9 protein-coding genes are annotated in these 11,279 nt (G+C 57.5%); all 9 read left to right on the top strand.

Annotated features, from left to right (window positions below):
- Positions 1 to 155 precede the first annotated feature (155 nt).
- A complete protein-coding gene (locus tag DK872_RS20945) occupies positions 156 to 650 on the top strand; it encodes a hypothetical protein (protein WP_007371668.1) in 495 nt (164 codons plus the stop codon).
- A gap of 23 nt (positions 651 to 673) precedes the next feature.
- The gene (gene tssJ / locus DK872_RS20940) at positions 674 to 1,180 is read left to right on the top strand and encodes a type VI secretion system lipoprotein TssJ (RefSeq protein WP_007371669.1); all 507 of its coding nucleotides are present in this window, start codon (positions 674 to 676) and stop codon (positions 1,178 to 1,180) included.
- Positions 1,181 to 1,204: 24 nt separating this feature from the next.
- Complete coding sequence (gene tssK, locus DK872_RS20935) at positions 1,205 to 2,548, top strand: type VI secretion system baseplate subunit TssK (protein ID WP_161518790.1); 1,344 nt, start codon at positions 1,205 to 1,207, stop codon at positions 2,546 to 2,548.
- Positions 2,549 to 2,565: 17 nt separating this feature from the next.
- Entirely contained in the window at positions 2,566 to 3,804 is a 1,239-nt protein-coding gene (locus DK872_RS20930) for a DotU family type VI secretion system protein (RefSeq protein WP_035887419.1), read from the top strand.
- Between the two features lie 3 nt (positions 3,805 to 3,807).
- Positions 3,808 to 7,422 (top strand): type VI secretion system membrane subunit TssM, encoded by a 3,615-nt coding sequence (tssM, locus tag DK872_RS20925; protein ID WP_161518789.1) that lies wholly within the window; start codon positions 3,808 to 3,810, stop codon positions 7,420 to 7,422.
- Between the two features lie 17 nt (positions 7,423 to 7,439).
- A complete protein-coding gene (gene tagF / locus DK872_RS20920; protein WP_007371673.1) occupies positions 7,440 to 8,147 on the top strand; it encodes a type VI secretion system-associated protein TagF in 708 nt (235 codons plus the stop codon).
- 11 nt (positions 8,148 to 8,158) lie between these two features.
- A complete protein-coding gene (tssA, locus tag DK872_RS20915; protein WP_007371674.1) occupies positions 8,159 to 9,172 on the top strand; it encodes a type VI secretion system protein TssA in 1,014 nt (337 codons plus the stop codon).
- A 74-nt stretch (positions 9,173 to 9,246) separates the two neighbouring features.
- On the top strand, positions 9,247 to 9,771 hold the full coding sequence (gene tssB / locus DK872_RS20910) for a type VI secretion system contractile sheath small subunit (protein WP_007371675.1): 525 nt from the start codon (positions 9,247 to 9,249) through the stop codon (positions 9,769 to 9,771).
- 3 nt (positions 9,772 to 9,774) lie between these two features.
- The gene (gene tssC / locus DK872_RS20905; protein WP_007371676.1) at positions 9,775 to 11,274 is read left to right on the top strand and encodes a type VI secretion system contractile sheath large subunit; all 1,500 of its coding nucleotides are present in this window, start codon (positions 9,775 to 9,777) and stop codon (positions 11,272 to 11,274) included.
- Positions 11,275 to 11,279 lie beyond the last annotated feature (5 nt).

Here is an 11,279-nt window from a genome sequence, read left to right as displayed (position 1 = left end):
CCTTGCTTTGTGCAGGCTCGTGCGGTAGCTATGCCTTTTATTCATTATCACGGCGTTTTGTTGGAAAAGGATGAAGTTATTTAGAGCGATTTAACTGCTACTTTCCGAAACGCTCCAGGTCAACACAGTAATATATTTGCAATGGAAAAAACTCTATGAACATGCGAATGGTCTTGGCTCTTCTTTTTGTCTTTGGCGTTAGTGGGTGTAAAGCGCCACCGAAACCGGCTCCAGGCGACGACACCATTGTTACCAGTGAAGTGAATGGCGTTACCTTAACTCACCGTTATGCAGTGCTTGCTCCAACCGAATTTACTGCCATTAACCAAAACTATCGCGCACTTTATCCGGCTTCCGTTATGAGCAAACCGGATTTCGGCGGCAAAGTGATCCGCCAACTTGAAGCCGGTAAAACCTATGTTGTTCTGGGACAGGTAGAGCACTTCTGGATGGCGCTGGCCGATGAAGGAAAGGAAGAACTGATTGGTTATGTGCCGATGCGTGCCGTAGTGAAAAGCGAGCTGTACGACAAAACGCTGCGTGAAGACCGTCGTCGCAGAGTCGCGCCGAAAAAACAGACCTGCGTGACGGTAGACGGCAGCGGCAAAGCCTGCAAAAACGCTAACTCAGGAACCTGGATCATCGATTAATCCAGCCGTGACGAGTGCCAGATATGAATAATAATGCTGTTGTGCGCCAGTTCTGTCTGGTGTTTTTCTTTGTGCTGGCCACCCTGGCCAGCGGTTGTGGATCTTCTTCACACAGCGTACCTACCAGCTATAACCTTCAGTTCAGGGCTCATCCGCAAATCAATGAGTCCGCTCCTCTTAAAGTCAGGGTTTTGCTGTTGAAATCGGACGCCACGTTTATGTCTGCCGATTTCTGGTCGCTGCAAAATAACGCTGACAGCGTGCTGGGTGCCAACCTGCTCAACAGTGATGAATTTTTCCTGATGCCCGGCCAGTTGTCGAAAACGCTGAGTGGCAAAAGCGCGCCGGAGGCGCGTTACATAGGCGTGATCGCGGAATATCAGGCTCTGGATGGCAAGAAATGGCGTATCTCCCTGCCGCTTCCGGTGCAGGGTGAGAGCCACTTCTACGAATTCTGGAAATCCTCTGCGGACGAACTGGAAGCGAATCTTTTCCTCGACATCAACGGAATTCGCGTCATTTCCAAATAGCGCCAGCCTAAACAGGAAAACAGTATGAATAAAGCAGAAAAGGTCATATGGACCGAAGGTATGTTTCTGCGTCCTCATCATTTTCAGCGTGCGGAAAGTTACCTGCAACATCACATTCGTGAGTGGGGGACACTGCAACGCCCGTACCTTTGGGGCTACCTGGATCTTGAACTGGATGACGCGATGTTGCGTCAGGGCTGTATCGCCCTGAGCTCTGCCAGTGGTTTACTGCCGGACGGCACTTTTTTCTCTTTCCACGATGCACGCCAGGCGCCAGCGCCGTTGGCTATCCCGGACAACACCAACAATGAGCGCGTGGTGCTGGCGTTACCGGTGCGGCGCGGCGGACGGGATGAAGTCATTTTCAGCGAAGAGAAAGATTCGCTGGCGCGTTACGTCACCTGGGAAAGCGAAGTGGATGATGACAACGCCATGTCCGTCGGACCGGCTGCCGTGCAGTTTGGTCGCTTGCGGCTAAAACTGATGCTGGAAAAAGATCTGAGCGCCGAATGGACGTCCATCGGCGTGGTGCACGTGCTGGAGAAGCGTAACGATAATCACGTTCGCCTCGATACGCGTTATATCCCGCCGGTACTCAATGCTATCAATAATCCGCTGCTGTATGGCGCGCTCAAAGATCTGCAAAGCTTGCTGGTGCAGCGTAGCCAGCAAATAGGTCAGCGTTTGCGTCAGCCGGGGCGTTTTAATACCTCGGAAATGGTGGAATTTACGCTGCTGGCGCTGATCAATCACCATCTTGGCGAGGTGGCGCATTTGAAAACACTGCCGATGATCCACCCGGAAGGGCTGTGGCGAAGCTGGCTGCCGTTCGCCACGGAGCTGACGACCTGGACCGCTACGCGTTCGCCGGAAGAGGCGCTGCCGGTTTATGACCATGACGATCTCGCGGGCTGCTTCAGCAAACTGCAATTGATGCTGCGCCAGGGGCTGTCGCTGGTGATGGAAGAGCACGCTATCCAGCTTCCGCTCACCGAACGCACTCACGGCCTGAATGTCGCCACGCTGCCGAATACCAGCATGGCGCGCGAGTTCGGCTTTGTGCTGGCGGTCAAGGCCAGCGTGCCGGGCGAAATCCTGCAAACCCATTTCCCGGCGCAGATGAAAGTCGCCCCGGTCACCAAAATCCGCGATCTGGTACAGCTCCAGTTGCCTGGCATGATGCTGCGCGCCATGCCGGTCGCGCCGCCGCAAATTCCGTGGCATGCCGGTTACAACTATTTCGAGCTGGAAAAAGGCGGCGAACTCTGGAACGAAATGGAGAAATCGGGGGCTTTCGCACTGCATCTGGCGGGCGAATTCCCGGGTCTTGATATGGAGTTTTGGGCCATCCGTAGCCCGACTGAATAAGAGAGCGAGCGCACAATATGCAGGAACAAAACGCCGCCGGCAGTGATGCCGCTCTGGCAGGAGCCAGTGGTAACAATCCTTTGGTCGCAGCGGCAAACCCGCTACTTAATGCGATACCGCAAATCCGCTATTCGGTCTCTCATGACGATCAAAGCGGTTTGCGTCAGCATTTAATTGATGAAATCCGCCGTTTTGAAGTGCGCTGTCAGCAATCCGGGCTGGCCTACGAGGTGATCGTGGGCGCGCGCTACTGCCTCTGTACCGCGCTGGATGAAGCCGCAGCGCTAACGCCGTGGGGTAGCCGTGGCGTCTGGTCCGGCAGCGGTCTGCTGGTGACATTCCACAACGAAACCTGGGGCGGGGAGAAGTTCTTCCAGCTGCTGGCGCGGCTGTCGCAAAACCCGCGCGAGCACATCGCGTTGCTGGAGCTGATCAACTTCTGCCTGCTGCTTGGCTTTGAAGGCCGCTACCGGGTGATGGACAACGGCCGTACGCAACTGGAAACCATCAAACAGCGCCTGTGGCAGATGATCCGAGGCGTGCGTGGTAACTATCCGCCGCCGCTTTCGCCGCACCCGGAAGATCAACCGGTGATGCGCAAGCTCTGGCGTCCGGTGATCCCATTATGGGCCTGCGTCGGGCTGGCGGGCTTCCTCGCCTGTCTGTTCTATATCGTGCTTAACTGGCGGCTTGGCGATAACACTAGCCCGGTGCTGGCGAAAATCTATCAGACACAGCTGCCGGAAGCGGCTATTGCCCAGCCAGCGGTGAGTGCGCCGCCAGTGCTTAATCTGCGCGCCTTCCTGCGCCCGGAAATTCAGCAAGGGCTGGTGGCGGTGCGCGATGAAGCCGATCGCAGCGTGGTGACCTTAAAAGGCGACGGGCTGTTTGCTTCCGGTTCAACGGTGGCGCGTGACAGCTATGAACCGGTGATCGACCGCGTCGCCCAGGCGATGAACAACGTCAGCGGCCGCATTCTGGTGGTCGGCTTTAGCGATAACGTGCCGATCCGCAGCGCGCGATTCGCCTCTAACTACGAGCTCTCTCTGGAGCGTGCGCGCTCGGTGCAGTCGCTGCTGCAAAAACATCTGTCGCAGCCGGAACGCGTGAAAGCGGAAGGGCGAGGGGAGATGAACCCGATCGCGCCGAATAACACGCCGGAAAACCGCGCCCGCAACCGCCGCGTAGAGATTACTTTGCTGGTGTCGCCGGAAAATACGGCCGCCGAGCTGAACGGACTGCCGCAAGGAAACTAAAGGATGAATATGTTGCTTTCATTGCTGACCAACCGCATTTTGTGGGGTTTCCTTGGCGTGACGGGGCTGGCTGCCGTGATCTGGATGATCGGCCCGCTGCTCTCCGTCGTCGACTCCCGCCCGCTTGAGTCAGAGCAAAACCGCATGATCACCATTGCGGTGATGTACCTGATTTGGGTGCACAGCCACATTGTGCCGCGCCTCTATAATGCCTGGCTCAACCGCAAGTTGATGGACAACCTGAAAAGCGAAGAGGCCAAAGATCCGGTCGAGCGCAAACGCCTGAACAGTGAAGAACAGGTGCTTAATGAGCGCTTTGAAGAGGCCGCACAGGTACTGAAAAAAGCCCACTTTAACCAGCCGGGCCAGCGCGGACAGTGGACGCAGCGCTTCAGCACTCAGTATCTGTATCAGTTACCGTGGTATGTGATCATTGGTGCGCCGGGTTCAGGGAAAACCACTGCGCTGGTGAACTCCGGCCTGCAATTTCCGCTGGCGGATCGCTTTGGTAAAACCGCGCTGCGCGGCATTGGCGGAACGCGTAACTGCGACTGGTGGTTCACCAACGAAGCGGTGCTGCTGGATACCGCCGGTCGTTACACCACGCAGGAGAGCGAGCAGGTTCAGGATGCCAGCGAATGGGCGAAATTCCTCGGTCTGCTGCAAAAATACCGCCGTCGCCAGCCGATTAACGGCGTGATTGTGACGATCAGCATCGCCGATCTGCTGACGCAATCCGCAGAAGCCTCCCGCGAACAGGCGCTCAATTTGCGCCAGCGGCTGACCGAGTTGCATGAGCAGTTGGGCATTCGTTTCCCGGTTTATGTACTGGTAACCAAAGCCGACTTGCTGAAAGGTTTTCGCGCCTATTTTGCCGGTTTTGATAAAGCGCAGCGCGACCAGATCTGGGGTTTCACCTTCCCGTGGGAAAAAGCCAGACTGGCGGATTTTGACTTGCAGGGCAGTTTTCTGCAGGAATTTGCCCTGTTACAGCAGCGGCTGGATGCGGCGCTGCCGGATACGCTGTTGCGGGAAAGCGATGCGCAGGCACGCGCGGAATGTTTCCTGTTTCCGCAGGAGTTCGCCGCACTTCGCCCGCTGCTGTCTGACTACCTGAACACGCTGTTTGCCCGCTCTAACTTCGAAACCGAATTCTCGCCGCGCGGTATCTACTTCGCCAGCGGTACGCAGGAAGGCCTGCCTTTCGACCGCGTGATGGGCGAACTCAGCCGGGCGCTCTCGCTACCGCAGGGTAAAGCCGGAGATAACTGGGATTCGGTGAGTAAAGATGAGCCGGTACCGGGCGGGAAAGGACAGAGCTTCTTTATCAAGCATGTGCTGCAAAACGTCATCTTCCAGGAAGCGGGTATTGCCGGGCAAAACCGCTGGTGGGAGCTACGCAGCCGGGCGGTGATCTGGTCCGGTTATGCGGCATTGCTGGCGCTTCTGATTGTTATCAGCGCCTTGTGGCTGACCAGCTACGGCAATAACAAAGATTATCTTGATGAAGTGCAGGCCAAAGTGCCGGCGCTGGATCAGGAGATCAAAGCGCTGCGTAACCGCCAGCAGGGCGATCTGTTTGCCATGCTGCCGCTGCTGAACGGGCTTGCCGCGCTGCCGCAGAGTGACGCCTTCGACATCAACAATCCGCCGATCACCCGCCGTATGGGATTGTATCGCGGTAACGATGTGGCTGACGCCTCGCAGACGCTGTACCAGAAAGCGCTGCAACAGATGCTGTTACCGGAAGTGGCGATGCGCATTACCACCTGGCTTCGCAACGATAACGGCAGCGATGTGGAATACAGCTACGAAGCGCTGAAAGCCTACCAGATGCTCTATCAGCCGAAACATTACGACGGCAAATTCCTGCACTCGTGGGTGATGCTCAATCTGGAGCGCAATCTGCCGCAGAACGTCACCAAAGCGCAGATCCGCCAGCTTGAATGGCATCTGACGCAGTTGCTGGAGCCGCAAATTCAGTCGTCGCCGTACGCCAAAGATGAAGCGTTAATCAGCCGCGAGCAGGCAATGATTAACCAGCAGCCGCTCTCCACGCGCGTTTATGGTCGTCTGAAACGTCTGCTGGAACATGATGACAGCCTGAAGCCGGTTTCACTGGCTTCACTGGGCGGACCGCAAAGCGAGCTGGTCTTTTCGCGCAAAAGCGGCAAACCAGTGAGTGAAGGTCTACCGGGGCTGTACACGCCGGACGGCTACTGGAATACCTTCAACGCAAAGATCGCACCAGTCACCACTTCCCTGCATGAAGATGATAACTGGGTACTGGGCGCGACCACGCAGCCGGAAGACAAACAGCAGACGGATAACGCGGTGCGCCAGCTCTACGCCCGCGACTTTATCGCTCTGTGGGACAGCTTTTTAAGCGACATTCAGCTTAATAACAGTGCCGATCTGAATCAGCGCATCAATACGGCGCGCTTGCTCTCCGGCAACAACTCACCGCTGCGTCGGCTGGTGCTCAACCTGAGCCAGCAACTGAAACTGACGCGGGATGAGCCGGAAGACGCTGAAAAAGCGAAAAGCGCCGGCAGCACTAACCGTGGTACGCAGATGCTGGAAACCCTGTTCAGCAACCACGATGGCGCAGCAGAAACCACCAATGCTGCGGCCAGCCAGACGCCGGAACAGCGCGTTACCGAACACTTTGCGCCGATTATCGAACTGGCGCAGCCGCTGGAAAAAGGCGGGAAAACCATCGTCTTTGATGATTTTCTCAAGCAGGTTGATGAGCTGTACCGCTATCTGACCGCCGTTCAGGATGCTGCCAACAGCGGGATGCCCCCGCCGGGGGGGGAAGCGATCAGCCGTTTACAGGCCAGCGCCGGACGTCTGCCCGGCGGCCTGCAAACCATGTTCAGCAACATGGCCGTGGGAGCCAGCAGCGATACTCAGCGCCGGGATCTGGAAAATGTTCGCAAGCGTATCAGCGTTGAAGTGGGCAGCTTCTGCCGTCAGGCCATCGCCGGGCGTTATCCGCTGGTGCGCTCAGCCAGCAGCGAAGTGACGCCGGACGATCTGGCGCGCATGTTCGCGCCGGGCACCGGTCTGATGGATACCTTCTTTCGCGATAACCTGACCAATAAAGTCGACACCACGCAGTCCACCTGGCGCTTTATGCCAGGTATCGACGGCAAAACGCTGCCGGGCAGCGAAGGTTTGCTGGTGCCGTTCCAGCAGGCGCAGTCTATCCGCGATGCTTTCTTTGCCAATGGCAGCACCACGCCGTCGTTTCGCACAACCGTGCGCACGGTGCGTATGGATAACAGCATCCTGACCATGACGCTGGATGTGGACGGGCAAATTCTGCGTTACAGCCACGGGCCGCAGGCGGTACAAATCGTTAACTGGCCGGGATCGGGCGGAACCAACCAGGTACGGATGCAGCTCGGTCTGGCCAGCGGCACAACCGCGACGCTGGTCACCAACGGCGCGTGGGCACTGAATCGCTTTTTCGATAAAGCCCGCGTCAGCCCCGGCAGTAGCAGCCTTAGCCGCCAGGCGACATTCACCATTGACGGGCATCAGGTGACGCTGGAGTTTGCGCCGAACAGCATCCGCAACCCGTTCCAGCTTCCCCGTTTCGCATGTCCTTGAACTGCAAAGGAACGCCAATGACGATGACTTCAGCAATCAGCTGGTACGGAAAACTGCCGAGTGCCGGTGATTTTTTACAGCGCCGCTTTCCCGATGCGCTGCAACGGCAGTGGTCCCACTGGTTCCAGGTGGGGTTGATGAACTGGCAAAAAGAGGAACAGCGTGCCAGCGATCGCCAGTTCGGCAATGCGCCGGTATGGAATTTTGTTGTCCCGCCTATGCTTGGCGGGCAGCAAGTGCAGATGGGCTGTCTGCTGCCGGGGCGCGACAGCGTCGGGCGCCAGTACCCGATTTGCGCGCTGATGGCGATCAACCCGCTGGAGTGGACACCGCGCCATCTGGCGCAGGCGGGCGACTGGTATCAGCAACTGGGCCGCACGCTGCTGCACGCTATCCGCAATGGCTACTCGCCGGAACAGCTCGACCAGGCGCTGCTGTCGATTCCGCCCGTGCAGTTGGTTGCGCCGGAATCGCGCTCGGAAATTCTTGATGTGATCGGTTACGAAGGCGATGGCGAATCGACCATTGGCTGGAATCAGGCCGCCGAATGTTTCGACCCGCTGCGCCAGATCAGTTTCTGGTGGACCAACCGCAGCGACGGCTATCCGCTTTATACACACGTACATAGCGGCAATTTTACCGGGCAGCTCTTTACGCTGCTGTTTGACCCGGCGGGGGGCGCTAGACCCGGTCGCCACGGTCTTTACCCACCGATGTTTGAATAAGCAGGTTGCGGATGACGATTGACTCTTTACTGGCTCCGGTCACGCCGGAGCAACCGTGCGGCGAGAATCTGGAGTATGACGCCGACTTCCAGGCGATGGAGCAGGCCAGCCTCGGTAAAGCCGAGCAGCAGTTCGGCAACACGATCATTCCTGCCGAACCCGCCGACTGGAACCGCGTGGAAAAACTGGCCACCTCGCTGCTGGAACGCACGAAAGATATTCGCGTCATGCTGGCGCTAACCCATGCATGGACGCGTCGCCGCGGGCTGGAAGGTTACGCCGACGGTTTACTGCTGCTGGGCCAGGCGCTGGCGCTGTACTGGGATCATCTCTGGCCGTCGCTTACCGATGGCGGTGAATTCGATCCCTTCTACCGTATTAATGCGCTGGCTGCGCTGAGCGACAAATCCGCGCTCACCACCACGCTGCGCCAGTCGATACTGTTACGCAGCAATGGAGATGAGCTGAATGTGCGCGATGCACAGGCGCTGCTGGATGGCAGTAAAACCGAATGCGCGGGTTACCCGGGCGGTCGGGTGCGTTTGATAGATGAACTGGTACGCGGCGGCCAACCCGGTATTGAAGCTATCGGGCAGATTGAAGGGCGCCTGCAAACCATCCGTACATGGCTGCTGGAACAACTGGGCGAAAGCGGGGTGCCGGAAATGGAACAGTTACTGAAAACGGTCAGCATGATTGCCGGAGCGAGCCGCGCTTCCCGTGGCGATGAGCCGCCTGCGCCGTCCGCAGGGGAGGAGCAAAAAGCCCCTGCGCCACAGCCGGTTGCCGCACCGCTCGCAGCGCATACCGACTGGCGCACGGCGCAGGTAACGACGCGCGCCGACGCACAGTTGATGCTGGAGAAAGTGAAGCAATACTTTACTCAGCATGAACCGAGCCACCCGGCACCGCTGATGATCGATCGCGTACAGCGGTTAATCGAACTCGATTTTATGGAAATTATTCGCGATCTGGCGCCCGACGGCGTAAGCCAGTTGCAAAACATCTTTGGGCGTCAGGAGTGACGCGTACCGTGTTATGACGACAGGCGCGTCGCCAGTCGTCAAACCTTCACCGCGCATATTCGATGGAGAACATCATGCCAATAAGTAACAGTGGTCAAAAATTTATCGCCCGCAACCGCGCGCCGCGCGTACAGATTGAGTACGACGTGGAAGTTTATGGCGCTGAGCGCAAAATCCAGCTTCCGTTTGTGATGGGCGTTATGGCGGATCTGGTCGGGAAACCGGTGGAGAACTTACCGTCTATTGAGGAGCGTAAATTCCTCGAGATCGATGTCGACAACTTCGATGAGCGTATGAAAGCGCTGAAACCGCGCGTCGCCTTCAACGTGGATAACACGCTGACGGGCGAAGGCCGGTTGAACGTCGATCTTACCTTCGACAGCATGGATGATTTCCTGCCGGATGCCATCGCCCGCAAAGTCGAGCCGCTGAACAAACTGCTGGAAGCCCGCACGCAGCTTTCCAACCTGCTGACTTATATGGACGGAAAAAACGGCGCGGAAGAGCTGATCGCCAAAGTGTTGCAGGATCCGACGCTGTTGAAATCCCTTAGCCAGTTGCCGAACAGCGACGAGAACGCGCAAGGTAAAGAGGAGTAAACCATGAGCAATCCTTCGCAACAACATGAACAGCAGGGCGCCCAGGCCTTCAGCCAGGATGAATTTAGCTCACTGCTGAACAAAGAGTTCCGCCCGAAAACCGACCAGGCGCGTTCGGCGGTAGAAAGCGCGGTGAAAACGCTGGCGCAGCAGGCGCTGGAAAATACCGTAACCTTCTCCAACGACACCTACCGCACCATTCAGAACCTGATTGCCGGTATCGATGAGAAGCTGTCGCAGCAGATTAACCAGATTATCCACCACGAAGAGTTTCAGAAACTGGAGAGTGCCTGGCGCGGCCTCAGCCATCTGGTGAATAACACCGAAACGGATGAGATGCTGAAAATTCGCTTTATGAGCATCTCCAAGCAGGAACTGGGCCGTAACCTGAAGCGTTTTAAAGGCGTCGGCTGGGATCAGAGCCCGATCTTCAAAAAAATCTACGAAGAAGAGTACGGTCAGTTCGGCGGCGAACCGTTTGGCTGCCTGGTGGGCGATTACTACTTCGACCACAGCCCGCAGGATGTTGAGCTGCTCGGCGAGATGGCGCGTATCGGCGCGGCGGCGCACTGTCCGTTTATCACCGGCACCGCACCAAGCGTGATGCAGATGGAGTCCTGGCAGGAGCTGGCGAACCCGCGCGATCTGACGAAAATCTTCCAGAACACCGAATACGCCGCCTGGCGTTCACTGCGTGAATCGGAAGATGCTCGTTACTTAGGCCTCGTAATGCCGCGCTTCCTCTCCCGTCTGCCGTACGGCATTCGCACGAACCCGGTGGATAGCTTCGATTTTGAAGAAGAGACCGACGGCGCGAACCACAACAACTACACCTGGGCAAACGCCGCTTACGCGATGGCGACCAACATCAACCGCTCCTTTAAAGAGTACGGCTGGTGCACCTCGATTCGCGGCGTTGAATCCGGCGGGGCGGTGGAAAATCTGCCGTGCCACACCTTCCCGAGCGACGATGGCGGCGTGGACATGAAGTGCCCGACCGAGATTGCCATCAGCGATCGCCGTGAAGCGGAACTGGCGAAAAACGGCTTTATGCCGCTGATCCACCGTAAAAACTCTGACTTTGCCGCCTTTATCGGCGCGCAGTCGCTGCAAAAACCGACCGAGTACCACGATGCCGATGCCACCGCCAACGCGCGTCTGGCTTCCCGTCTGCCGTATCTCTTCGCCTGCTGCCGTTTTGCGCACTACCTGAAGTGCATTGTGCGCGACAAAATCGGCTCCTTCCGCGAGCGCGACGAAATGGAGCGCTGGCTGAACGACTGGGTGATGAACTACGTCGACGGCGACCCGGCCAACTCCTCGCAGGAAACCAAAGCGCGTAAACCGCTGGCCGCGGCCGAAGTGCAGGTACAGGAGATCGAGGACAACCCTGGCTACTACGCCGCGAAATTCTTCCTGCGTCCGCACTACCAACTGGAAGGTCTGACCGTGTCGCTGCGTCTGGTGTCAAAACTGCCGTCACTGAAAACCAAAGAGGCGTAAGCAGA

Source organism: Kosakonia sp. MH5 (assembly GCF_009935945.1).
Classification (GTDB): Bacteria; Pseudomonadota; Gammaproteobacteria; order Enterobacterales; family Enterobacteriaceae; genus Kosakonia; species Kosakonia radicincitans.
Note: the sequence above shows the minus strand (reverse complement) of the source record. Positions and strands in the feature narration are given on the sequence as shown.

What these genes read in the sequence shown, in the direction of transcription:
- tagF (WP_007371673.1), top strand. Translation starts at nt 7,440, where the DNA reads ATGACGATGACTTCAGCAATCAGCTGGTACGGAAAACTGCCGAGTGCC.
- DK872_RS20945 (WP_007371668.1), top strand. Translation starts at nt 156, where the DNA reads ATGAACATGCGAATGGTCTTGGCTCTTCTTTTTGTCTTTGGCGTTAGT.
- tssK (WP_161518790.1), top strand. Translation starts at nt 1,205, where the DNA reads ATGAATAAAGCAGAAAAGGTCATATGGACCGAAGGTATGTTTCTGCGT.
- DK872_RS20930 (WP_035887419.1), top strand. Translation starts at nt 2,566, where the DNA reads ATGCAGGAACAAAACGCCGCCGGCAGTGATGCCGCTCTGGCAGGAGCC.
- tssC (WP_007371676.1), top strand. Translation starts at nt 9,775, where the DNA reads ATGAGCAATCCTTCGCAACAACATGAACAGCAGGGCGCCCAGGCCTTC.
- tssB (WP_007371675.1), top strand. Translation starts at nt 9,247, where the DNA reads ATGCCAATAAGTAACAGTGGTCAAAAATTTATCGCCCGCAACCGCGCG.
- tssA (WP_007371674.1), top strand. Translation starts at nt 8,159, where the DNA reads ATGACGATTGACTCTTTACTGGCTCCGGTCACGCCGGAGCAACCGTGC.
- tssJ (WP_007371669.1), top strand. Translation starts at nt 674, where the DNA reads ATGAATAATAATGCTGTTGTGCGCCAGTTCTGTCTGGTGTTTTTCTTT.
- tssM (WP_161518789.1), top strand. Translation starts at nt 3,808, where the DNA reads ATGAATATGTTGCTTTCATTGCTGACCAACCGCATTTTGTGGGGTTTC.